Below are 22,142 nucleotides of genomic sequence, written 5' to 3' on the forward strand. Positions count from 1 at the left end.
TAATATATATTATGGAAAATAATATCTAACTATTTAGTTAAAAGAAATTACCTATCTATCCTTAGTCCACTTTATCTTCCGATTCCGTTCAAGCAATGCCAACAGAGGTAGATACCGATCCGTCTGCGATGCCGGCACTCCGAACGTCATCAGCAACGCCCGCTTGGGGTTTTGCGGATTGGGCGTCAGCAGATCGAAGATCGCGCGTGGCTCCTTGTCCCCAGCCCGCGGCGGCACGTCGTTGAACACGCCTAGGAAGCTTCCGTTGGGCAACGCCCTGCTGGTCGCCTGGACCTTTGGATACCGGACCCGCAGCGCCGCCGTCTTGCCCACGAGGTACTTCTCGAGGTCCGGCACGCCCTCGAACTCGAGATCGACCCGCCAGACGATGACCCGGACGGTCCGGTCGGGATTGAAGATCGCCAGCCGTTCGTTGTCCTCGATGGCGTGCCAACCCAACGGCACCGACAGCTCGATGTCGACCGCCTTCGACTTGATCCGCGCGTAACCCTCCTTGGGAACGGCCGTCAGCAGCTCGGTCAGGCTCTCGGCAGTCGCGTTGGTCCATTGCCGGTTCACCGCGTTCTCGACGTCGTGCAAGCTGCTGGCCGTTTCCGACAGCGCGTAGTTCTTGAACGTCGAATCGCCCGGGTCGAGCTGACCGCCTTTCTGGGCCGTGGCGCCGGCGCCGGCCATCGCCGCGGCGACGGATACCGTCACCGCGATCAGCCGAGCCAGTTTCCATAACACCATCGCGTCAAACCTCGATGACCATGCCGTCGTATGCCGGTTCGACATGCGCCGGCGTCCGCCGGGCCACCTCGTCGTAGTCCATATCGACGTGCATGTTGGTCAAAACCGCCCGCCGCGGCGCGATGCGTTCGATCCATCCCAGCGTCATGTCGAGATGCGCGTGCGTGGGATGGGGCGTGTACCGCATGGCGTCGACGATCAGCGTGTCGACCCCCGCCATCGCGACGAACGCCGCCTCGTCGAGACGCACGACGTCGTTGGCGTAGGCGATCGGTCCGAACCGGAACCCCAACGACATGATCTTGCCGTGGTGCTGGTAGAACGGAGTCATCGGGATGCCGACCGCATCGAACGGCCCATCGATGATCCGCTCGCGGTACAGCGCCGAATAGAAACTGCCCGGCTCGGTGGCGAAACAATAGCCGAAACGCTCCTTCAGCACCGACATCGTGCGCGGGTCGGCCCAACCGTCGACCGGACCGTGCCGCAGCGTCAGCGCGCGCAGATCGTCGATGCCGTGCGCCTGGTCGGCGTGGTCGTGCGTCCACACGACGGCGTCGACGCGCGTGACGCCGGCGTCGATGAGCTGCTCCCGCAGATCGGGCGAGGTGTCGATCAGCACCGTCTTGCCGCCGTCCTGCACGAGGATCGAGCAGCGCCGCCGGCGGTTCCTCGGATTGGCTGGATCGCACGCCCCCCACTCGCCTTTGCCGTCCTTGCCGCCGATGCGGGGCACCCCGCCGGACGTGCCGCAGCCGAGGATCGTGACGCGCATCGCCCTTGGCTCCGTCGTCAGCCCGTGCGCGCGCGCAGCGCGCCACGGTCGGCCTTGGCGAACAGGCGGAAGAAATTGTCGGTGGTGGCGCGCTCCAGCTCGGCGATCGACACGCCCTTGAGCTCGGCAACCTTGGCGGCGGTGTGCGCCACGAAGGCCGGTTCGTTGCGCCTGCCGCGCTTGGGGATCGGCGCGAGATAGGGCGCGTCGGTCTCGACCAGCAACCGGTCCATCGGGATGTCCCGGACGATGCCGCGCAGCTCCTCGGCCGCCTTGAAGGTGACGATGCCGGAGATCGACACGCTCATCCCGAGCTCCAGCGCCGCCACGGCCACGCGCCGAGTCGAACTGAAGCAGTGGATCAGCCCGGGAAAGGCGCCCGCGGCCGACTCCTCGCGCAGGATCGCCACCATGTCGTCGTCGGCGTCGCGCGTGTGGACGATCAACGGCAGCCCGGTGGTGCGGGAGGCCGCGATATGGGCGCGGAAACTCGCGGCCTGGGCGTCGCGCGGGCTGTGTTCGTAGAAGTAGTCGAGCCCGGTCTCGCCGATGCCCACGACCTTGGGATGGGCCGACAGCTCGACGATGCGGTCCGGCGTCCGCTGCCCCTCCTCCGCCGCCTCGTGCGGATGCACGCCGACGCTGCACCACACGTGAGCGTGGCGCTCGGCGATGGCGCGCACGCCGTCGAAGGCGTCGAGCCGCGTGCCGATCGTCAGCATCGCGCCGACGCCGGCCTCGGCGGCGCGCGCCACGACGGCGTCCTCCTCCGAGGCGAGCTCGGGGAAGTCGAGGTGGCAATGGCTGTCGACCAGCACGGCGGTCAGGCCTTCTTCGCGTTCTTGCCGGGCTTCGCGGGCGGCGCGGCGACGGCCGCGGCGGGATCGACGAAGCGTGGAAACACGCCCTGCGGCGCCGGTAGCGGCGCGCCCGGCGCGAGCTCGTCGCCGTAGGCGTCGAAGCCGCGCCGATCCGTCGGCACGGCGAGCTGGTCGAGGATCCGGCCGGTGCTGGTCGGCATGAACGGCTGCGTCAGCAACGTCACGCGCCGGATCGTCTCCGCCAACGTCCACAACACGGTGTCGCGGCGGGTCGGGTCCGTCTTCGCGAGCGCCCACGGCGCCTGCGCGTCGACATAGCGGTTGGCGTCGCCGATCACGTCCCAGATCGCGATCAACGCCTCGTGGAAGGCCTGCGCGTCGATCTTCGCGCGCACGATCTCCAGCAGCCCGCCGGCCTTTCCGAGCAACGCCGCGTCGACCTCGGTCAACACACCCTTGGCGGGCACCGCCGCGCCGCAGTTCTTCGCGACGATCGACAGCACGCGCTGGCACAGGTTGCCGTAGGCGTTGGCGAGATCCGAGTTCATGCGCTGGACCATGGCGTCGCGGCGGAAGTCGCCGTCGTTGCCGAACGGCACCTCGCGCAGCAGGAAATACCGGGTCTGGTCGAGGCCGTACGCGTCCACCAACGCACCGGTGTCGATCACGTTGCCCAGCGATTTCGAGATCTTCTGGCCCTCGTTGGTCCACCAACCGTGCGCGAAGACGCGTTTCGGCGGCGCCACGCCGGCCGACATCAGGAACGCCGGCCAGTAGACGGCGTGGAAGCGAACGATGTCCTTGCCGACCATGTGCAGGTCGGCCGGCCAGTACTTCCAGTTCGGCGCCGTCTCGTCGGGGTAGCCCGCCTCGGTGATGTAGTTGGTCAGAGCGTCGAGCCAGACATACATGATGTGCGCCGGATCGCCCGGCACCGGCACGCCCCACTTGAACGTCGTGCGCCACACCGAGAGGTCGTGCAGTCCGCCGCGCACGAAGCTGATCACCTCGTTGCGCCGGCTCTCCGGCGCGATGAAGCCGGGATTGGCCTCGTAGAACGCCAGCAGACGGTCCTGCCACGCCGAGAGCCTGAAGAAGTAGCTGGCCTCCTCGACCCACTCGACCTCGGCGCCGCTGGCGGTCGCCCGCCGCTTGCCGTCGTCGCCGACCGCCGTCTCGCCCTCCGCGTAGAACGCCTCGTCCCGCACCGAGTACCAGCCGGCGTACTTGCCGAGATAGATGTCGCCGGCCGCGACCAGCCTGCTCCACAGCGCCTGGCTGGCGCGGTAGTGGCGCGCCTCCGTGGTGCGGATGAAATTGTCGGGGCTGTAGCCCATCCGCGGGATCAGGTCGCGGAACGCCTGGCTGACGCGGTCCGTGAACGCCTTGGGCTCGAGCCCTGCGGCGGCGGCGGCGGCCTCGACCTTCTGGCCGTGCTCGTCGGTGCCGGTCAGGAAGTGGACATCGTAGCCGTCGAGCCGCTTGAAACGGGCCATCACGTCGCACGCCAAGGTCGTGTAGGCGTGCCCGATATGGGGCACGTCGTTCACGTAGTAGATCGGCGTCGTGATGTAGAACCGTTTGCCGGACATGACCGCGTATTAACTCCGCCTGCGCCGCGCGACGCCCCGGTCCGGGGTTCCGCCAACCGCGCCCGTCAGGCCCGGTGGACCGCCGACTGCAGATCGAGCAGGCTGAGGAGCACCACCTGTTTGCGGTCGAGATTGATGCCGTCCGATCGCGCGAACGAACGCGCGCTCTTCTCCCATACCTGCATCAGCCGATCAAGGCCGCCCGCCGCGAACAGCCGCGCCCGCAGCCCCTCCTCGCGCTCGACGACGATCGGCTCGGCGGTCCCGCACGAGCCCTCGCGCACCAGCGTCTGAAGCCACCAGTCCAGCAGGAAGGCGACGGTGCGGAAATCGCTGTCGCCGTCGGCGCCGCGGCGCCCTATCCTTTCGGCGAAGGCGTGGGCCGCGCCGATATCCAGCCGCGGCAGGCCGGCGATGACGCCGACCATGTCGCGGTACAATGCCAGACCGCCCGCGCGGCCCAGCTCCAGCGCGCGCCCCGCACTTCCATCGGCCAGCCGCGCCAGCGCGGCCCGCTCGGCCGGGTCGGTTTCAGGCGCGAGCCGCCCCATCAGCTCGACCACGCGCGCCTCCGGCAACGCCCTGAGCGCCAGCTTGCGGCAGCGCGAGCGGATCGTCGGCAGCAGCCGGCCGGGCGCGTGCGCAACGAGCAGCAGGACGGAGCGCCGCGGCGGCTCTTCGAGCACCTTCAGCACCGCGTTCGCGGCGCTTCGGTTCATCTCGTCGGCCGCGTCGATGATCGCCACGCGCCAACCACCCTCGGCCGGCGTCATGCGCATGAATCCACCGAGGTCGCGGATGTCGTCGACGATGATCTCGGTGCGGAGCTTGCCGGTCTTCTGATTGACCGAGCGCGCGACCACACGCAGATCGGCGTGCCCCCCGGAAGCCACCCGTTGCGCGACGGGCGAACGCATGTCGGTCGCAAGCGACGTCGGCCCGCCTCCGAACAACCCGCCACCATGCTCGCCCGCCAGCAGGAAACGCGCGAAGCGGTGCGCCAGCGTCGCCTTGCCGACCCCGCGCGGCCCGGTCAGCAGCCAGGCGTGCGGCAGGCGGCCGGATCCGAAGGCGTCGAGCAGCACCTTCTCGGCCTCCTCCTGGCCGACCAGGTCCTCGTTGCGCCCCGGCGCCGGCCAGGGCGGCGCGGCGTCCGGATCGCGCTTGTCCGGCGACCGCGCCATCACGCGGCTCCGAGGCGGGATTCGACGAGGCCGAGGATGGCCGCGTGCACGTCGTCGACCGGACGGTCGGCGTCGACCAGCGCGCAGCGCGCCGGTTCGGCCGCCGCGATGGCCTTGAAGGCGTCACGCACCTTCCTATGGAAGGCCAGCCCGAGCCGCTCGTAGCGGTCCTCCTTGCCGGCGCGCCCGGCGGCCCGCGCCAGCCCGATCTCGACCGGAAGATCTAGGATGATCGTCAGGTCGGGTTTGAAACCGCCGAGCACCAGCGTGTGGAGGGCGTCGATCCGCGCCGGCCCCCACCCTTGGGCGTGGCCCTGGTAGGCCATACTCGAATCGGCGAACCGGTCGCACACCAGCCAGACGCCACGGCGGAGCGCCGGCAGGATCGTGCGCTCGACATGATCTCGCCTCGCCGCGAACATCAACAGGGCCTCGGTCGCGGCGTCCCACGCGTCGGCCGGACCCTCGACCAACAGCTTCCGGATGGCCTCCGCCCCGGGCGAGCCGCCGGGCTCGCGGCTGGTCTCCACATCCCGGCCCCGCGCCCGCAACGCCTCCGCGAGCAGGCGAATCTGGGTCGATTTGCCCGCGCCCTCGCCGCCTTCGAGCGTGATGAATCGGCCGACCGCGGAAACCGCCATCGCCCGTCAGCTCCACCAGCCGAACACGTAGTGGCGCACGACTCCCAACGCGCGGCCGACCGGTCCCAGCCGCGGCACGTCGGCGCCGGCGTAGAGTGGTATCTCGACCGGGCGCGCGCCGGGCGCGGTCTGCACGATCGCCTTGCCGATCTGGTCGCCCTTGCGCACGGGCGCCCGCACGGGGCCGTCGTACTGGACGCTGACGCGCACCGCCGCCTCCTGCCCGACCGGGACCGTGGCAGCGACCGCGCGGCGCGAGACCAGCGGCACCTTGCGCGCCTCGCCGAGCCACACCTCGGCCTCGTGGACCGTGTCGCCCGGGCGGAACGCCACCTTGTTGGCGTGCTCCCGGAACCCCCACTCCATCAAGCATGCCGATTCGGCGGCGGGGAGGCGCATGTCGGCCAAGCCGTTGACGACGATGATCAGGCGCCGGCCGTCGCGGATGGGTGACACCGCCCATCCGTAGCCACCCTCCTCGGTGTGGCCGTTCTTCAGCCCGTCGGTGCCGGGCGTCATGCTCAGCAGCCGGTTGCGCTTCTCCTGGCGGATATGGTTCCAGGTGAAGTCGACCATCGCGTAGTAGCGGTAGTACTCTGGAAAATCCTCGATCGTGCGGCGCGCGAGGATCGCGAGATCGCGCGCCGTCACCACCATCCCCTCGGCGGGCCAGCCGCTGGCGTTCTTGTAGGTGCTGCCGGTCATGCCGAGCTCGCGGGCGCGGCGGGTCATGCGGGCGGCGAAATTGTCCTCCGTTCCGGCCATGCCCTCCGCCAGTACGACGCAGGCGTCGTTGCCGGACAGGGCGATCACGCCCTTGATCAGATCCTCGACCGAGACCTCGCTGCCGATCTCGACGAACATGCGGGAACCGCCCATGGCGCGCGCCCGCTCGCTGACGCGGAAACGCGTGTCCAGCCGCAGCTTGCCCGCCTTGAGGTCCTCGAAGACCAGGTAGACGGTCATCATCTTCGCCATCGAAGACGGAACCATCGGCTTATCGGCGTCCTTGAACAGCAGGACCGCGTCGGTCGTGGTGTCGACCAGCAGGGCGTGCCGCGCCGGCGTGCCGATGCCGATCTGCGACGGCGGCAGCGCCTCGGGTGGCGTCGCCGGCCGCGCAGGGCCGCCGCCGGCCTTGGGCTTCGCCGGTCGGGGTTTTGGCTGGGGCTGGGGCTGTTGCGCGTCGCCGGCCGCCCATGGCGCCAGCGCGACGCCGAGCATGATCAACGTCGCGGCCGTCACACCGCCGATGCCGCTCCAGAACTTCGCCATCGCACGCTACTCCCGCGGCGCCCTCAGTCGTTCACGATCCGGGCATCCCGATGGCCGGCGTCCACGACCTGCAACCGCACGCCCTCGGCCTGCTCGACGCTGCCGTAGGGTCCCAGCCGCACCCGGTAGATGGCCTGGCCGCGCTGGCGCGTCTCGGTCAGCGCCGACTCGCCATAGCTGGCCAGGGTCGCCCGCACCCGCTCGGCGTTGTTGATGCTCGCGAAGGCCCCCGCTTGGACGAAGACCGTGCCGACGCTCGGTGCCGGGGCGCCCGCCGCGGCCGGGGCGGGGGCTGGCCGTGCCGAAGCCGGCGACGGCGTCGACGACCACACCGGGGCGGCCGCGACCGCCTGGGGGGCCGCGGTCCTCGGGGCCGTCTGCGTCACCGGCCCACCCGACGGCTGCCGCGAAGTGTCGCGGATCGCCGCCATCTGTTCCGCCGGCCCGCCGCCCGAGATGGCCACGTCCTTCAGGATGCGGCTCTCGCGCTCCATGATTTCGACCCGGACGCGGGCCGTGCCGGATCGGATCATGTCGAGCTCGACGGCGGCCGCCCGGGACACGTCGATCACGCGGCTATGCGCGAACGGGCCGCGGTCGTTGACGCGCACCACGACGCTCGCTCCGTTGTCCAAATTCGTGACCCGCACGACGCTGGGCATCGGCAGGGTCCGGTGCGCCGCCGACGGCAGGTTCTGATTGTAGACCTCGCCATTGGCCGTGCGTTTGCCGTGGAAACCCGGTCCATACCACGACGCATTGCCTTCCTCGCGGTGGCTGAAATCCTCATGCGGCGTGTAGGTCTGCCCGGCGATGGTGTAGGTCTGACCGACCTTGTAGGCGCCGCGGCCGTCGTCCGGGCTCGGCGGGTAGGTCGCCCGCCCCGTGGCGCAGGCCGACAGCGCCAGCGCGAGCAGGCCGGTCGCCGCGATCTTGGCTGGACGGAAGGCGTGGGAACGCGTCATCGCCCCCAAACTAGCATCGCAGGCCGCGCCCGAACAGCCATCCCCCGGACAGGGGGTCACCTGGCGACCCGGTCGGACAGCAGCCCGACTCCGAGCGCGAAGAAATCGGACTGGTTCCATCGCAGGATGGCCCGGAAATTCTGGGTCGTCCTGTATGTCCGGCCGCCAGCCCCCTCGGGTGTGACGATCCGGCCGCCAGCGGCTGCGCCGGTGCCAGCCGGGACCTCGTCGCCCCAGCGCAACCCGGTCTGCCAGCCGGCCTTGCGCAGGTAGTTGGCGGTCGAGGCGAAGACGTCGGCCCGGGTGCCCCAGATATCCCGTCTTCCGTCACCGTCGCCATCGACGGCGTAGGCGAGAAAGCTCGTCGGCATGAACTGGCACTGGCCCATCGCCCCGGCCCAGGATCCGATCATCTTGTCCGGCGCGATGTGGCCCTGCGCGAGGATGCGCAGGGCCGCTATCAGCTCGCTCCGGAAAAACTGCGGCCGGCGGCCGTGGTAGGCCAGCGTCGCCAGCGCCGCGACCACGGAGAAATCCCCCATCCGCGAGCCGTAGAGGCTCTCCGCGCCCCACAGCGCCACGATGACGTTCGACGGCACGCCGTAGGCGCCGGAGATCCGGTCGAGCAGGGCGGCGTTCTCGCGCATCATCGCGCGGCCGCGGTTCACCCGCTCCTCCGACACCACGATGTCGAGGTACTTCTGGTAGGTCAGCTTGAACTCGGGCTGGTGCCGGTCGAGTTCGAGCACGCGCGGCACCGGTTCGACGCCGCGCAGGGCGCGGTCGAGCGTGGCGGCGTCGACGCCCTTGCTCATCGCCTCGGCCCGCAATCCCCGCAGCCATTGCTGGAACGCCGGATCCGACTGGGCCGCGACGGGACCGGCGACCGCCAGAAGCCCGCCGGCCGCCGCGACGGCGGCGGTGAAGTCGCGTCGATTCACAGGCGGCACTCCTCGGCTGCTACGGACGCCGCGCCGGCCGACCGGCGCCGCGCCGATCTAGCACGGGGGGCCCGCCGCGACCAAGCCGCCGCCGCGCTGGCCGCCAGGGCGCCGCCGGCGTAGATTCGACATATCGACCGGATCGCAACGGAGCCCAGAGATGGACGGAATATCGCGCGCCCCCGCCTCCACCGTGCGTACGCGCGTCGGCGCCGCCGAGTGGGAGATGCGGGTCAAGCTTGCGGCCTGCTACCGCCTGGTCGAGCGCTACGGCATGAGCGACATGGTCTACACCCATATCTCCGCCCGGGTGCCCGGCGGCGAGGAGCATTTCCTGCTCAACCCCTACGGCATGCTCTATCGCGAGATCACCGCCTCGTCGCTGATCAAGATCGACCTCGAGGGACGTGTCGTGGACGCCCCCGACGAGTCGCTCGGGCTCGGTATCAATCCCGCCGGCTTCGTCATCCACAGCGCCGTGCACGCCGCCCGCCCGGACGTCGAATGCGTCATCCATACGCACACGCGCGCCGGGATCGCGGTGTCGGCGATGAAGTGCGGATTGCTGCCGCTGAGCCAGCACGCGATGCGGTTCCACGAGCGCATCGGCTACCACGACTACGAGGGGCCGGCGCTCGAGGACGACGAGAAGCCGCGGCTGGTGGCCGATCTCGGCGACAGGACGTCGCTGATCCTGCGCAACCACGGCCTGCTCGTCTGCGGTCCGACCGTCGAGCAGGCGTTCAACACGCTCTACTGGCTGGAGATGGCGTGCAAGGCGCAGGTCGACGCGATGGCGTCCGGCGCCGAGCTTGCCATGCCTTCGGTCGAGACCGCGCGTAAGACGGCGCGTCGCTACGACCCCGACGTCCGGGTGTTCGGCCTGCGCGAGTGGCCGGCGTTGCTGCGCATGCTGGACGCCGCCGACCCGTCCTACCGCGACTGATCCGCCCCGATCGCGCGCGCCGCGTCGACCACGGCGCCGATGTCGCGGAACCCGGCGCGGCGCACCCTCAGATCGCGCGCGCAGGCCAGCGCGGCCGCCTCGCAGCGCGCCCGCGTCGCGGGATCGGCGATGGCCTCGAAGTCCTCGACGTGCGAGATTCCGATCAGCCGGCGGATCATCTTGGCGCCGGCGAACCCCGTCGCATCGGCCAGCAGAGCCGATACGCGCCGCGCGTACATCCGCTCGGCGACCTCCGAGTCGGGCGGCACCGATGGCGGGAGCAGCTCCGAACGGCGGCCGCGCCAGAGTCCGATGAAGTCCGCCTCGAAGCGCGTCCATAACCGCACGATCAGATCGAGAATCCATTCGCGATAGCCGACACGGTCGTCCGTCGCGGTCGCATGTCCAGGTTGGCTGAAATAGGCCAGCAGCAGGTTGCCGATGACGGCGCCCAGGTCGAATCCCATCGGTCCATGGAACGCCCATTCGGGATCGATCACGCGGGTGTCGTCGGCGTCGACCATGATCGATCCAGTGTGCAGATCGCCGTGGATCAGCGCCTCGGTCGCCGTGCGGAACACCAGCTTCAGTTCGGCGGCGGCGGCGATCGCGTCGGCATCGGACCGCAGCGCCGCGACCGCGCTGTCGAGATGCGGCCGCGTCCATCGGTTCAGAGGCGCCGCCGCGTCGTAGGGGCCGGTGAAGATCACGTCCTCGGTCGTGGCGCAGAGCTCGGCGTTGCCGGCGAAGCGGGCCATCAGCGCTTTCTTCTCCGGGGTGGAGAGCGCCAGGTCCGACGTCAGGAACAGCGACCGCGCGAGGAACGCTCCGAGTTGATCGGCCAGACGGGGATAGCGAATCCCGCGCACGAGGCCTTTGCGCAGGATGATGTGCGGCGACAGGCGTTCCATGCCGATGAGCGCCATCGCGCCGTCGTAGTGCCACACCGCCGGCACGCGGCCCGGCGCCACCCGTGCCTGCTCGATCAGGGCGGCGTGCTCGAATCCGATCCGCCCGATCGGGAACGGCCAGCTCTCCCCGACCGAGCGGATGTAGGGCAGCGACTGTTTGACGATCAGGCCGCCCGCCGGTCCAACGAGGTCGAACACGAGGTTCATGTTGCCGTCGCCGATCTCGCGGATCTCCCACGTCGACGCCGGACCGCCGAGGCGAGCGGTAAGGTTCGGAACCTTCGCTACGGCGTCGCGCACGGTCGCCGTCGTGAGTATCGCGTAGCCGTCGGGCAGGTGGATGGTCATGCCGTCGCCCCCTTCCAGCGTCGATAGGACGCCGCGTCGTCGACATCCTCCAGCGTGTCGAGCAATCCGACCGCGAACCGCGGCTCGATGTTGCGGCGGGTGTCGGCCAGCGCGTGCGGCGTCGACCAGCGGACGCCCGCGAAGATGCCGCGCGGCCAAGGCCGCGTGCGCCGCGCGCCCACCAACCAGAAGCCACCGTCGCGGGCGGGACCGAACACCAGATCGTGCCGCCCGAGCGCCCGGAACGCCGCGGCGATCGCGTCGCGCGAGACCGCGGGGATGTCGCTGCCGATCAACACGACCGGCCCCGGCGGCAGTTCGCGGAACGGACGCGCCATGCGCGCGCCGAGACCGCCGCCGCCCTGACCCACCACCCGCGCCCGGCCCGGCCACGCCGGATGCCGCGTCTCCGAGTCCGGCGTCACCCACAGCCATGTCGTCCACCGTGGATCGTCGGCGCAGCGCGCGATCGTGATCGCGAGCGAATGGCGATAGAAACGCGTCGCCGCGAGATCGCCGATCTCGCGGCCGAGGCGGCGCTTCACCCGGCCCAGCCGGGGCGCCTTGGCGAAGATGACGAGATGTCGTGTCATCTACCGTAAAGCCGCGCGATGCGGGCCGGCGCCACGCCGAGCAGGAACAGCGACAGGCAGAGGAGATTGCGCATCGGCCGCAACGTCCATCCATCGCGTTCGTAGCGCGCCGCCGAAGTCACGGCGTCCACGTCCAGCGCGACCAGCCGGCGCCGGCCGATCCGGCGGACGAGATCGACGTCCTCCATCAGCGGCAGCGGCCGGTAGCCGCCGACGCGGTCGTAGAACGAGCGCTTGATAAGGAGCCCCTGGTCGCCATACGGCATGCCGAGCGCGCGGCCGCGCCAGGCGGCCATGCCCTCGATCCACCGCGCGCGCCTCGATGTCGAATCGAAGCGAAGACGGAAGTAGCCGGCCGCGTCGTCCACGACCGGCGATTCCATGAACGCCGCGCAGGCCGCGGTCCAGCCCGGCGAGAGCGTGGTGTCGGCGTGCAGGAACAGCAGCCAACCGCTCGAGCCGCGCGCGCCGGCGGCGAGCTGCGCGCCGCGTCCACGCGGCGCGGAGGCGATCTCCGCGCCGAGATCGCGGGCGATCGACACGGTGTCGTCGCGCGATCCGCCGTCGCAGACGACGACCCGGCACGGCCACGGCGCCCGGTCGGCCGCGAGGCTCGATAGCGTCCGCGCGAGCGTGGCGCCGGCGTTAAACGTCGGGATGACGATGTCCACGCTCATCCCGCGCGCGCCTCCTCCGCATCGCCGACGCGGACGACGACCCCGTCCCCCGCCTCGGCATCGGCCGCGTCGTGCGTGACCAGAAGCACGGGCAGCCGTTCCGCGCGCGCGTGGTCGAACACGAACCGCCGGAAATCGGCGCGTAGCGCCTGGTCGAGCCTGCTGAAGGGTTCGTCGAGGAGCAGCGCGCCGGGTCGCGCGAGCAACGTGCGCATGACCGCCACGCGCGCGCGCTGCCCGCCGGACAGGGTCGCCGGATCCCGGTTGGCGAACCCGGCTAGGTCGGCGTTGGCGAGCGCGGAGTCGACGGCGCGACGGCGCTCGGCGCGGCCGCGCATTGCGGGAGGCAGGGCGAAGCTCAGATTGCCCCCCACCGAGAGATGTGGGAACAGCAGGTCGTCCTGGAAGAGCATGCCGGTGCGGCGCCGCTCGGTCGGCAGGTCGTTCAGGCGCGCCCCGGCGAGGCGGACGTCGCCGCTGGCGGCGAAGGCCGGCGCCAGCGTGCCGGCGATAAAGCCGAGCAGCGACGACTTGCCGGAACCGCTGGGCCCCATGACCGTCAGGGTCCGGCCGGGCTCGATCCGCGCGGTCAGCTCCAGCAGGACGCGGCCGCCGAGCGCGATGCGCACGCCGTCGAGCGCCAACCCGGTGGCGGGGGCCGTCGACGCGGTCATGGGTTCCTCAACGCGCGGCGGTCGCGGAACACGATGCCCGGCACGACGAGCGCCAGCGCGAAGGCCACGAACGGCAGCGCCGTCTGCAACAGCGCGTAGATCGCCAAGGTGCGCCGGTCGCCGCCCGACGCGACGGCGACGGCCTCCGTGGTGATCGTCGGCAACCTGGCGCCGGAGACGAGCAATGTGGCGAGGTACTGGCCGACGCTGATCGCCCAGCCGATCGCGAGCGCCGTCAGCAGCGCCCGCAGCAGCATCGGCAGGCGGATCGCGAACAGCGCGCGGGCCGGCGACGCCCCCAGCGTCAGCGCCACCTGCCGGTAGCGGCCGTCCACCGCGCGCCACGGATCGCGTAGCGACAGGAAGGTGTAGGGCAGCACGAATACGAGGTGCGCCAACACCACCGCCGGCAGGGTCTCGTCGAGACGAAGGACGATCAGAAACACCTGCAACCCCAACAGGAACGCGACCTGGGGCGCCAATAAGGGGGTGTACAGCAGCCACAAGGCGGCGTCGCCCGCCTGGCGGCGGCCGTGCCGGTCCTCGTTCTCGAGGCAGCCGACCACGAGGACCAGCGCCACGACGGCGGTGATCGACGCGATCAAGGCGCTGTTGGCCACCAGCGAGGCGGCGCGCCCGCTCTCGGCCAGCCAGTTGCGGGCCGTGAATTCGGCCGGCAGGACGTCGGGATAGCGCCACGCGCCCGCCACCGACCACAGCGCGATCGCGACGAACGCCAGCCCGACGACGGCCAGCCCGACGGCGCCGCAGGCCGCGGTCAGCGCCGGCACGATCCGCTCACCGGCCTCGCGCGATCCGGCCTCGACCCAGCGGCGTCCCAACCATGCGACCAAGCGCTCGCCGGCCACCCACACCGCGATGCCGCCCACCACCACGCCGAGCTGCAGCATCGCGCCGGCGCTGGCCCGGAACCGGAAGCTCAGATCGGGGTCGTTGATCCAACGCAGGATCTGGACCGGCAGCGTCGGCGGCGTCGTCGGACCGAGCACCAGCGCGACGTCGACCACCGAGAGCCCGTAGGCCAGCACGGCGAGCACCGGCAGCCGGATCTGCGGATAGACGCGCGGCAGGACGACCTTGAGCCACGCCGCGACGCGGCCGTAGCCGAGCGTGCGGGCCACGGTCAGGCTCCGGGCCGCGTCGGCCTGCGGCAGGGCTGCGAGCAGCATCAGGAACAGGAACGGGATCTCCTTCAGGAGCAGCCCCGCCATCAGCGACAAACCCCAGGTGTCGTTGACGATCAGCAGGTCCGGCGGCCGCGGCGGCCCGCCGAGATGGCCGCTCCAGATCCGGAACAGCAGGCCCGACGGCGCGATGACGAAGGCGAGGCCGACCGCCATGGCGACGTGCGGGATCGACAGCAGCGGCGACAGCGCGCGGCGCGCCAGATCGAAGGCGCGCGTGCCGTGCGCACTCGCGGCGATGGCGACGACGGCCGCGAGCGAGAGCAGCGTGGTCGCGAAGCCGACCAGCGCGCCGACGGCGAGCGAGCGCGGCAGGCCCGGCGTCGAGAACAGCTCGCGCCACGCCAGCAGCGACGGCTCGGCGCGGCCGAGCACGGGCATGTATCCGAACGCCGGCAGCGCCGTGCCGGCGAGGCCGGCCAAGGTCGGCCCCAGCAGCAACGCCAGAGTCAGGATGGGGAACGCCCGGACCACGCGGCCGTCCTAGCGCACGCCGTAGCGCGCCTTCCACGCCGCCGTGGCGCGGGTCATCCAGCTGGGATGCGGCTCCGGCAGATGCGCGCCGAGCTCCTCCGTCGACAGCGTCGCCACGCCCCGCTTCTGGGCGGCGAAGGCGGCGCGCTCCTCGCTGGACAATTTGGACATGGCGAGCACGGTGAAGCCGCCGAAGCCCTCGGGGTCCTGCTTCTTGAGCTGCCCCGCCGGCGACAGCAGGAACTCCGACACCACGAGGGCGCCGGCCTTGTTGGCGGCGTTGAACGGAATCGCCACGAAGCTGGCGTTGCCGATCGTGCCGCCGTCGAACACCAGCGTGCGCACGCTGTCGGGGATCTCCTTGCGGGCGATCGCGGCGCTGGCCTCGGCCGGGTTGAACGACAGGCCGACGTCGATCTCGCCGTCGCCCATCAGGCGGCGCAGCTCGGGGCCGTTCTTCGGATAGGCGCGCCCGGCGCGCCACAGCGCCGGCGTGAGCTCGTCGAGATACGCCCATAGAGGCGCCATCACGCGCTCGAAATCGGCGTCGGTCGCCGGCGCGAGGAGGCGCGCCTTGTCCGGCGTCAGCTCGCTCAGCGCCTGCTTCATGAAGGTGACGCCGAGGAAATTCGACGGGTCGGGGAAGGCGAAGCGTCCGGGATTGGCCTTGGCCCACGCCAGCAGCGCCTTCGCCGACCGCGGCGGCGTCCGCACGCGCGCGCCGTCGTAGAAGAACACGATCTGCGCCATGTTCCATGGCGCCTCGAATCCGTCGGTCGGGATGGTGAAGTCGCTGCGCACCGCCGGCTTGCCCTCGACGTCGACGTACTTGAAGCTCGGCAGGCTTTCCGCCCAGGGACCGAACAACAACCCCGCCTCCTTGAGTTTCGCGAAGTTCGGACCATTGATCCAGATAAGGTCGACGGTGCCCCCGGTCGCGCGCCCCGCCGCCTTCTCCGCGACGACCTTGGAGACGGCCTCCGCCGTGTCGGACAATTTCACGTGCTCGAGCGTCACGCCGTAGCGCGCCTTCACCTCGACGCCGACCCACGCGATGTACTCGTTGACCCGCGGATCACCCGCCCACGCGTTCCAGTAGACCGTCTGTCCCCTGGCGGCCGCGACCACATGGTCCCAGCGCTTCGGATCCGGGTCGGCGGCCCGGGCGGTTGGCCCGCCCAGCGCGAATCCCAGGACCATCGCCGCCGCGACACGCGCGAGAGTCGAGCGCATGAACCTCTCCTGCATTCCTCGATGATGGCGCGCCGCTTCGGCGCGTGGCCGCACCATACGCCGCCCGCGTGGCGGTACGCACCCTACGCATTGTCACGAATCCGCCAGCGGCAGGTCTCCCGGTGATCATGACCGGCACCGCCGACGATCGAGCTTGCGCGCGGCCCCGGCGGATTGATAGTGAACCGACCGCCGGCACGATGGACCGACGCGGCGCGTGGCGCGCCGTCGGACCGTGTCCGCCTCGGGAGGATCGCCGATGAGATCGTGGTGCGTCGTCGCGTTGTGCGCGCTCATGCCGGCCGCGACGGCCGCCCAGTCGCCGGGCGGTCCGCAATCCCTCAACGCCGCCCTCGGCGACTGCGTCACGACCGCCGCCGTCTTGAAGGCGCCGCAGGATGGCGGCTCCAAAGGCAGCCTCATGGTCTTCTGCATCGGCAGGCCGGCGGAGGCCCTGTTCCGCTTCCTCGAGCCGGTGGTCGAGACCGTCCGCGACGACGGCGAGAAGACACAGACGCGGATGTTCGGGCCGGCCGACGCGCCGCGCGCCGCCTCCTGCCAGCGGCGCGAGGTCCCCGAGGCGCTCTACGCCTGCCGCATCACGATCGCGACGGGCGCGGCAATCTCCGAGGCGTTCACCCGGTAGCGCCGCGGCCCCGGCTCTGGACGCCCCTGCCCCGTGTCGCTAAGTGACCGTGCCGCAAGCACGGAGAGGTGGCCGAGCGGTTTAAGGCACCGGTCTTGAAAACCGGCGTGGGGGCGACCCCACCGTGGGTTCGAATCCCACCCTCTCCGCCAGCGCCGACCGCGGACCGCGCGCGCCACGCTCCATTCACCCGCGGTTTCCGCATCGCGGACGGCGCCGCAGCCGCGTCGACGCCACGCGTTTGACACAGACCACGAAAGCTGGAAGCTTTTGCGCCGTGGGGGAATCGAAGGAAGCGACGACTTCCGGCCCCACCGTGAAATCGGCGGTCGTGTCGCCTCAAGCGGCCGGTCGTTCCAGGGAATGGCAACGCTCGCGCATCACGGTTTGGAGCCGGCCACGGCTCCCCGCCGGCAGAATGCGCCGTGAGGGCGACGTATGGGGCGTCAGATCGTACACCGGCTGCTGATCTCGATCCCCGCGCTGCTCGGGGTCCTCTTCCTTTGCTTCTGCCTTCTCCAGGTCGTGCCCGCCGATCCCGCGATGATCATCGCCGGGCCGGACGCCAAGAAGGAGACGATCGACGCGATCCGTCTCGAACTCGGCCTCGACCGACCGATCCCGATCCAGTTCATCGAATACATCGGCCGCGTCCTGCAGGGCGACCTCGGCCGCTCGATCATCTCCAACAAGAAGGTCATCGAGGAGCTCACGCACACGATCGGCCCGACGGTGGAGCTGATGGTCGGCGCGATGTTGCTGGCGGTGCCGATCGGCCTGACGCTCGGCACCCTCGCCGCCGTGCGCCGCGGCTCGATGACCGACCGCCTGATCATGGCGTTCTCGGTCGCGGGCGTGTCGATGCCGGTGTTCTTCATCGGCCTGATCCTGATCCAGTACGTCGGCTTCAAATGGGCGCTGCTGCCGTTCACCGGCCGGACCGGACCGGTCTGGGACGGCGGATTGCCCAGCCTGATCCTGCCCGCGCTGACGCTCGGCGGCGTGCTGATCGGGCCGATCGCGCGCCTGACCCGCACCGCGGTGCTCGAGGTGCTGGGCGCCGACTTCGTGCGCACGGCGCGCGCCAAGGGGCTGCGCGAGAGCGTCGTGATCATCCACCACGCGCTGCGCAACGCGCTGATCCCGGTCGTGACGCTGATCGGCCTGCAGGCCGCCTTCCTGCTCGGCGGCGCCGTCGTCACCGAGACGATGTTCTCGTGGCCCGGCGTCGGGCGCCTGGCGGTCGGCGCGATCGTCTCGAGCGACTTCCCGACCGCGCAGGGCGCGATCATGATCCTCGCCATCGCGTTCCTCATGATCAACCTGATCGTCGACGTCCTCTACGTCTTTCTCGATCCGAGGGTGCAACGCGGATGAGCGCCATCGCCGACACCGACGACCCGCCGGCCGACGCCGGCCCGGCGCCGACGACGCGCTCGCACGCGCTGCGCCGCCTCATGCGCGACAAGGTCGCGGTCGGCGCCGCCGGCACGCTCGGCCTCGTCGTGCTGGCGGCCGTCTTCGCGCCGTGGGTGGCGCCCTACGACCCCTATCTGACCGACCTGTCGAAGACCATGCAGCCGCCGAGCGAGATGCACTGGTTCGGCACCGACAACACCGGCCGCGACATCCTCAGCCGCGTCATCTTCGGCGCCCGCAACACGCTGATGATGGGGCTGGTCGGCGTCCTGGTCGGCGGCCTGCTGGGCGGCACGATGGGGATCCTCGCCGCGTTCTACCGCCGCCTCGACGGCTGGATCATGCGCATCGTCGACATCATGCTCGCCTTCCCGGCGATCCTGATCGGACTCGCCGTGGCCGCGATCTTCGGCGCCGGCATGACCGCCGTGCTGATCGCGCTGGTCGTCTCCGACATCCCCGGCGTGGCCCGGGTGGCGCGCGGCTCGGCCATCGGCGTGATGGGCCAGGAGTTCATGGAGGCCGGCCGCGCGGTCGGCGTCTCGGACTTCACGCTGGTCTGGCGCTACCTCGCGCTGAACTGCATCTCGACGATCTTCGTGTACCTGACGCTGCGCTTCGGTCAGGTCATCCTGGTCGGCTCGGCGCTGGGTTTCCTGGGCATGGGCGCGCAGCCGCCCACCGCCGAGCTCGGCATGATGGCCGCCCAGGGCCGCGACTTCCTGTTCATGGCGCCGCACATCTCCACCATTCCCAGCCTCGCCATCTTCGTGATCGTGCTCGCCGCGAACCTGCTGGGCGACGCGCTGCGCGACGTCCTCGACCCGAGGCTGCAGCAATGATCCGCACGCTCCTTCTCGCTCTCGCCGCCGTCGCCTGGGCGGCGGCTCCGGCATCGGCCCAGACGCTGACGCTGATGCGCAACATCGACGCGCCGCACTACGATCCGGCGCGCACCTCGGCCGGCGCCACCGCCGAGATCCTGTTCATCGTCGCCGACACGCTGGTCGGGCTCGACTACGACCTCAAGACAGTGACGCCGCTGCTCGCGAAGTCGTGGACCGTCAGCCCCGACGGCCGCCTCTACACCTTCAAGCTGCGCGACGACGTCACCTTCTGCTCCGGGCGCAAGCTGACGGCCGCCGACGTCGTGTTCAGCTTCAAGCGGGTGCTCGACAAGGAGATCCGCTCGCCGTTCGCGTGGCGCATGGGGCCGGTCAAGGACATCCGCGCGACCGACGCCCACACCGTCGAGTACGAGCTGGAGAAGCCGTTCAGCGAGCTGCTGCTGCAGCTCACCAACTTCCATGCGACCGTGCTGAACCCCGAGAACGTGGCCGCGCTGGGCAAGGATTTCGGGATCAAGGGGATCGACGGCACGGGCCCGTTCTGCTTCCAGTCCTGGGAGCCGCGCGCCCAGATCGTGGCCACCCGCCACGCGGCGTACAAGTGGGGCCCGCCCTTCTACAAGAACCCCGGCCCGGCGAAATACGAGCGCATCGTCTGGCGCATCGTGCCGGAGGAGGCGGCGCGGCTGGCGGCGATGGCCAGCGGGACCATCGACATGACCTACTCGATGCCGGACCAGTACCTGCCGCAGCTCGCCAAGGTGCCGACGCTCGAGATCCTCAGGCCTGCCGCCGATCTTCGGCTGTTCTATTTCGGATTCAAGATCACGCGCGAGAACGTCTCCGATCCGCGCGTCCGTCTGGCCCTGAGCCAGGCGATCGACCGCAAGCAGATCGTCGACGCGATCTACTTCGGCAACGGCGAGGCGGCGTCGACCTACATCCACCCCAAGACGCCCGATTTCGACCCCGCCACGCCGAACCATCTCGGGCGCTACGATCCGGCCAACGCCGCCAAGCTCCTCGACGAGGCGGGCTGGCGGATGGGGCCCGACGGCTTCCGCCACAAGGACGGCAAGAAGCTGACGCTGCTGCTCTACGGCTTCGCCGGCGGCCGCTCGCCCAAGATGGCCGAGGCGGTGCAGGGTTTCTGGCGCAAGATCGGCGTCGACCTCCAGCTCCAGATGTGGGACGGCACGATCGTGTTCTCCAAGCTGGCGCAGCAGGACTACGACATCTGGTCGATCGCGTTCCCCTACTCCAGCGCCGGCGACGCGCTGCGGCTGTACTTCCACTCCACCAACGTGCCGACCCCGAACCGGATGAACTGGAAGGATCCGGAGACCGACGCCGCCCTCGACGCCGGCGTCAGCGCGCTCGACGACAAGGCGCGCTTCGAGGCGTTCGCGAAGGTGCAGCGGATCGTGCACGAGAACGCGCTCTGGGTGCCGCTGGTGCACGAGGGACTCGCCCTCGTGGTCAACAAGCGCGTCAAGAACGCGCGCGCGCACCACGTCTACACGTCGATGATCTACAAGGCGCTCGACGTCTCGCCGTGACGTCGATGCCGCCACGTCAACAATAAGAAACGGCGGACAGGGAGGCGGCGATGCTCAGGATGGTGTGGGGCGCCCTCGCGGCGGCCGGACTGCTCGGCACGGCGACGGCCGGCGCGCAGACCTTGAACATGATGAAGGCGATCGACGCGCCGCACTACGACGCGCAACGGACCACCTGGGGACCGACGTCGGACATCGTCAACATGTTCCAGGACACGCTCGTCGCGCTGGACTGGGACGGCAAGACGCCGATTCCCTACCTCGCGAAATCGTGGACCGTCAGCGCCGACGCTAAGACCTACACCTTCAAGCTGCGGGACGACGTGACTTTCTGCAGCGGCCGGAAATTCACCGCCGAGGACGTGGTCTTCTCGTTCAAGCGGCTGAAATCGGCGGAGATCAAGGGCCCCTACGCGTGGCGCGCCGGCAAGATCAAGGAGCTCCGCGCGCCCGATCCGCACACCGTCGAATACGAGCTGGAGGAGCCGTTCTCGGAGCTGCTGCTGCAGCTCACGATGTTCACCAACGTCATCCACAGCAAGGAGAGCGTCGAGGCGCTCGGCAAGGACTACGGCATCAAGGGAGCCGACGGCACCGGCCCGTGGTGCTTCGAGTCGTGGCAGCCCCGCACGCAGATCGTCCTCAAGCGGCACGACGCCTACCGCTGGGGGCCGTCAATGTACAAGAACAAGGGGCCCGTGAGGTTCGAGCGGCTAGTGATCAAGATCGTCCCGGAGGATTCAAGCCGCGTCGCGGCGATGATGAGCGGCGCGTTCGACATCACCCACCAGTTCCCGTCGCAATTCATCGCCCAGGCCAAGGTCGCGCCGATGCTCGCGGTGCAGGACGCGCGGCCGAACTTCCAGCTGCTCTACTTCGGCTTCAAGATCACCCGGCCGATGGTCGCCGACAAGCGCGTGCGCGAGGCGATGAGCATCGCCATCAACCGCGTGGAGATCGCCAAGGGCATCCTGCTGGGCAACGCCGACCCGGCCTACACCATCGTCGACCCGGCCGCGCTCGACCACGATCCCAAGACCGCCGAGATCGTCAAGGAGGACGCGAAGCGCGCGGCCCAGCTGCTCGAGGAAGCCGGGTGGAAGGTCGGCGCCGACGGCATCCGGGAGAAGGACGGCGTCAAACTGGCGCCGAGGGTCTACTTCACGGCCAACGCGAATTCCGCCCGGGTGGCCGAGGCGATCCAGGGGTATTTGCGGAAGATCGGCGTCGACTGGCGCCTGCAGCCGTGGGACTCGACGATCTCGCCGGTCAAGATGGCCGAGCAGGACTACGAGATCTGGTCTGTCACGGTCCCCTACCTCTCGGCCGGCGACCTGATGAACATCTACTTCGACTCGAAGAACATCCCGACGCCCAACCGGATGAACTGGAAGGACGCGGAGACCGACGCCTGGCTGACGGCCGGCCGCACCGCGCGCACCGACGCCGACCGGTCCGAGAACTACGCCCGCGTGCAGCGCAGGGTGATGGGGGAGCACCTCTGGATCCCGGTGCTCAACATCAACATGCACATGGTGACGAACAAGAAGATCAAGGGCGGCAAGCCGCACATGATCTACCAGAACACCTTCTACAAGGGTCTGGACTTCACGTTCTAACAACGCGGTCCGACCGGCACCGCGGCGGTATGAAGGAGGAAGC

General features: G+C 70.0%; 21 protein-coding genes and 1 tRNA gene. 7 read left to right on the top strand and 15 right to left on the bottom strand.

From position 1 onward, the window contains the following. Positions 1 to 51: 51 nt before the first annotated feature. From IPK81_25220 to IPK81_25260, 9 genes are all read right to left on the bottom strand, one after another. Entirely contained in the window at positions 52 to 798 is a 747-nt protein-coding gene (locus tag IPK81_25220; protein QQS12709.1) for a hypothetical protein, read from the bottom strand. Beyond that, positions 758 to 1,528: an MBL fold metallo-hydrolase gene (locus tag IPK81_25225; GenBank protein QQS12710.1), complete on the bottom strand. Its 771-nt coding sequence runs from the start codon at positions 1,526 to 1,528 to the stop codon at positions 758 to 760. The genes IPK81_25220 and IPK81_25225 overlap by 41 nt, the downstream gene beginning before the upstream one ends. A gap of 17 nt (positions 1,529 to 1,545) precedes the next feature. Beyond that, positions 1,546 to 2,346, bottom strand: coding sequence for a TatD family hydrolase (locus IPK81_25230; protein ID QQS12711.1), 801 nt, complete (start codon positions 2,344 to 2,346; stop codon positions 1,546 to 1,548). A 5-nt stretch (positions 2,347 to 2,351) separates the two neighbouring features. Continuing rightward, the gene (locus tag IPK81_25235) at positions 2,352 to 3,941 is read right to left on the bottom strand and encodes a methionine--tRNA ligase (protein ID QQS12712.1); all 1,590 of its coding nucleotides are present in this window, start codon (positions 3,939 to 3,941) and stop codon (positions 2,352 to 2,354) included. 65 nt (positions 3,942 to 4,006) lie between these two features. Next, complete coding sequence (locus tag IPK81_25240; GenBank protein QQS12713.1) at positions 4,007 to 5,125, bottom strand: DNA polymerase III subunit delta'; 1,119 nt, start codon at positions 5,123 to 5,125, stop codon at positions 4,007 to 4,009. Further along, positions 5,125 to 5,766: a dTMP kinase gene (locus tag IPK81_25245; GenBank protein ID QQS12714.1), complete on the bottom strand. Its 642-nt coding sequence runs from the start codon at positions 5,764 to 5,766 to the stop codon at positions 5,125 to 5,127. The genes IPK81_25240 and IPK81_25245 overlap by 1 nt, the downstream gene beginning before the upstream one ends. 6 nt (positions 5,767 to 5,772) lie before the next feature. Then, positions 5,773 to 7,041, bottom strand: coding sequence for a D-alanyl-D-alanine carboxypeptidase (locus IPK81_25250; GenBank protein QQS12715.1), 1,269 nt, complete (start codon positions 7,039 to 7,041; stop codon positions 5,773 to 5,775). Between the two features lie 23 nt (positions 7,042 to 7,064). After that, the gene (locus tag IPK81_25255; GenBank protein QQS12716.1) at positions 7,065 to 8,015 is read right to left on the bottom strand and encodes a septal ring lytic transglycosylase RlpA family protein; all 951 of its coding nucleotides are present in this window, start codon (positions 8,013 to 8,015) and stop codon (positions 7,065 to 7,067) included. Positions 8,016 to 8,062: 47 nt separating this feature from the next. Beyond that, the gene (locus IPK81_25260) at positions 8,063 to 8,947 is read right to left on the bottom strand and encodes a lytic murein transglycosylase (protein QQS12717.1); all 885 of its coding nucleotides are present in this window, start codon (positions 8,945 to 8,947) and stop codon (positions 8,063 to 8,065) included. A 160-nt stretch (positions 8,948 to 9,107) separates the two neighbouring features. Between IPK81_25260 and IPK81_25265 the strand changes: the two genes are divergently transcribed. Continuing rightward, positions 9,108 to 9,893, top strand: a complete 786-nt coding sequence (locus tag IPK81_25265) for a class II aldolase/adducin family protein (GenBank protein QQS12718.1) — start codon at positions 9,108 to 9,110, stop codon at positions 9,891 to 9,893. On the opposite strand, the gene mtnK is transcribed toward IPK81_25265, so the two are convergent. From mtnK to IPK81_25295, 6 genes are read right to left on the bottom strand one after another with little or no spacing between them, the layout of a single operon-like run. Further along, on the bottom strand, positions 9,881 to 11,152 hold the full coding sequence (gene mtnK, locus IPK81_25270) for an S-methyl-5-thioribose kinase (protein QQS12719.1): 1,272 nt from the start codon (positions 11,150 to 11,152) through the stop codon (positions 9,881 to 9,883). The two genes, IPK81_25265 and mtnK, sit on opposite strands and share 13 nt — an antisense overlap. Next, on the bottom strand, positions 11,149 to 11,745 hold the full coding sequence (locus tag IPK81_25275; GenBank protein QQS12720.1) for a TIGR04282 family arsenosugar biosynthesis glycosyltransferase: 597 nt from the start codon (positions 11,743 to 11,745) through the stop codon (positions 11,149 to 11,151). Before IPK81_25275 ends, mtnK begins: the two co-directional genes overlap by 4 nt. Next, positions 11,742 to 12,422 carry a TIGR04283 family arsenosugar biosynthesis glycosyltransferase gene (locus tag IPK81_25280; GenBank protein ID QQS12721.1) on the bottom strand — a complete coding sequence of 227 codons (681 nt, stop codon included), beginning with the start codon at positions 12,420 to 12,422 and terminating at the stop codon, positions 11,742 to 11,744. Before IPK81_25280 ends, IPK81_25275 begins: the two co-directional genes overlap by 4 nt. Further along, positions 12,419 to 13,096: an ATP-binding cassette domain-containing protein gene (locus tag IPK81_25285; protein QQS12722.1), complete on the bottom strand. Its 678-nt coding sequence runs from the start codon at positions 13,094 to 13,096 to the stop codon at positions 12,419 to 12,421. Before IPK81_25285 ends, IPK81_25280 begins: the two co-directional genes overlap by 4 nt. Beyond that, entirely contained in the window at positions 13,093 to 14,775 is a 1,683-nt protein-coding gene (locus IPK81_25290) for an ABC transporter permease subunit (protein ID QQS12723.1), read from the bottom strand. The genes IPK81_25285 and IPK81_25290 overlap by 4 nt, the downstream gene beginning before the upstream one ends. A 9-nt stretch (positions 14,776 to 14,784) precedes the next feature. After that, complete coding sequence (locus tag IPK81_25295) at positions 14,785 to 16,008, bottom strand: ABC transporter substrate-binding protein (protein ID QQS12724.1); 1,224 nt, start codon at positions 16,006 to 16,008, stop codon at positions 14,785 to 14,787. A gap of 259 nt (positions 16,009 to 16,267) precedes the next feature. Between IPK81_25295 and IPK81_25300 the strand changes: the two genes are divergently transcribed. The 6 genes from IPK81_25300 (at position 16,268) to IPK81_25325 (ending at position 22,099) form a co-directional block, all read left to right on the top strand. After that, positions 16,268 to 16,654 carry a hypothetical protein gene (locus IPK81_25300; GenBank protein QQS12725.1) on the top strand — a complete coding sequence of 129 codons (387 nt, stop codon included), beginning with the start codon at positions 16,268 to 16,270 and terminating at the stop codon, positions 16,652 to 16,654. 62 nt (positions 16,655 to 16,716) lie between these two features. Further along, positions 16,717 to 16,806: transfer RNA gene (locus IPK81_25305), tRNA-Ser, on the top strand. 286 nt (positions 16,807 to 17,092) lie between these two features. Then, positions 17,093 to 18,031, top strand: coding sequence for an ABC transporter permease (locus IPK81_25310; protein QQS12726.1), 939 nt, complete (start codon positions 17,093 to 17,095; stop codon positions 18,029 to 18,031). Continuing rightward, a complete protein-coding gene (locus tag IPK81_25315; GenBank protein ID QQS12727.1) occupies positions 18,028 to 18,915 on the top strand; it encodes an ABC transporter permease in 888 nt (295 codons plus the stop codon). The genes IPK81_25310 and IPK81_25315 overlap by 4 nt, the downstream gene beginning before the upstream one ends. Then, a complete protein-coding gene (locus IPK81_25320) occupies positions 18,912 to 20,480 on the top strand; it encodes an ABC transporter substrate-binding protein (GenBank protein ID QQS12728.1) in 1,569 nt (522 codons plus the stop codon). The genes IPK81_25315 and IPK81_25320 overlap by 4 nt, the downstream gene beginning before the upstream one ends. A gap of 50 nt (positions 20,481 to 20,530) precedes the next feature. Then, positions 20,531 to 22,099: an ABC transporter substrate-binding protein gene (locus IPK81_25325; protein QQS12729.1), complete on the top strand. Its 1,569-nt coding sequence runs from the start codon at positions 20,531 to 20,533 to the stop codon at positions 22,097 to 22,099. Positions 22,100 to 22,142: the final 43 nt, after the last annotated feature.

The sequence above is a fragment of the Rhodospirillales bacterium genome (assembly GCA_016699855.1).
Classification (GTDB): Bacteria; Pseudomonadota; Alphaproteobacteria; order Reyranellales; family Reyranellaceae.

What these genes read in the sequence shown, in the direction of transcription:
- mtnK (QQS12719.1), bottom strand. Translation starts at nt 11,152, where the DNA reads ATGACCATCCACCTGCCCGACGGCTACGCGATACTCACGACGGCGACC.
- IPK81_25265 (QQS12718.1), top strand. Translation starts at nt 9,108, where the DNA reads ATGGACGGAATATCGCGCGCCCCCGCCTCCACCGTGCGTACGCGCGTC.
- IPK81_25320 (QQS12728.1), top strand. Translation starts at nt 18,912, where the DNA reads ATGATCCGCACGCTCCTTCTCGCTCTCGCCGCCGTCGCCTGGGCGGCG.
- IPK81_25250 (QQS12715.1), bottom strand. Translation starts at nt 7,041, where the DNA reads ATGGCGAAGTTCTGGAGCGGCATCGGCGGTGTGACGGCCGCGACGTTG.
- IPK81_25295 (QQS12724.1), bottom strand. Translation starts at nt 16,008, where the DNA reads ATGCGCTCGACTCTCGCGCGTGTCGCGGCGGCGATGGTCCTGGGATTC.
- IPK81_25225 (QQS12710.1), bottom strand. Translation starts at nt 1,528, where the DNA reads ATGCGCGTCACGATCCTCGGCTGCGGCACGTCCGGCGGGGTGCCCCGC.
- IPK81_25310 (QQS12726.1), top strand. Translation starts at nt 17,093, where the DNA reads ATGGGGCGTCAGATCGTACACCGGCTGCTGATCTCGATCCCCGCGCTG.
- IPK81_25275 (QQS12720.1), bottom strand. Translation starts at nt 11,745, where the DNA reads ATGACACGACATCTCGTCATCTTCGCCAAGGCGCCCCGGCTGGGCCGG.
- IPK81_25240 (QQS12713.1), bottom strand. Translation starts at nt 5,125, where the DNA reads ATGGCGCGGTCGCCGGACAAGCGCGATCCGGACGCCGCGCCGCCCTGG.
- IPK81_25300 (QQS12725.1), top strand. Translation starts at nt 16,268, where the DNA reads ATGAGATCGTGGTGCGTCGTCGCGTTGTGCGCGCTCATGCCGGCCGCG.
- IPK81_25285 (QQS12722.1), bottom strand. Translation starts at nt 13,096, where the DNA reads ATGACCGCGTCGACGGCCCCCGCCACCGGGTTGGCGCTCGACGGCGTG.
- IPK81_25220 (QQS12709.1), bottom strand. Translation starts at nt 798, where the DNA reads ATGTCGAACCGGCATACGACGGCATGGTCATCGAGGTTTGACGCGATG.
- IPK81_25235 (QQS12712.1), bottom strand. Translation starts at nt 3,941, where the DNA reads ATGTCCGGCAAACGGTTCTACATCACGACGCCGATCTACTACGTGAAC.
- IPK81_25245 (QQS12714.1), bottom strand. Translation starts at nt 5,766, where the DNA reads ATGGCGGTTTCCGCGGTCGGCCGATTCATCACGCTCGAAGGCGGCGAG.
- IPK81_25315 (QQS12727.1), top strand. Translation starts at nt 18,028, where the DNA reads ATGAGCGCCATCGCCGACACCGACGACCCGCCGGCCGACGCCGGCCCG.
- IPK81_25325 (QQS12729.1), top strand. Translation starts at nt 20,531, where the DNA reads ATGCTCAGGATGGTGTGGGGCGCCCTCGCGGCGGCCGGACTGCTCGGC.
- IPK81_25280 (QQS12721.1), bottom strand. Translation starts at nt 12,422, where the DNA reads ATGAGCGTGGACATCGTCATCCCGACGTTTAACGCCGGCGCCACGCTC.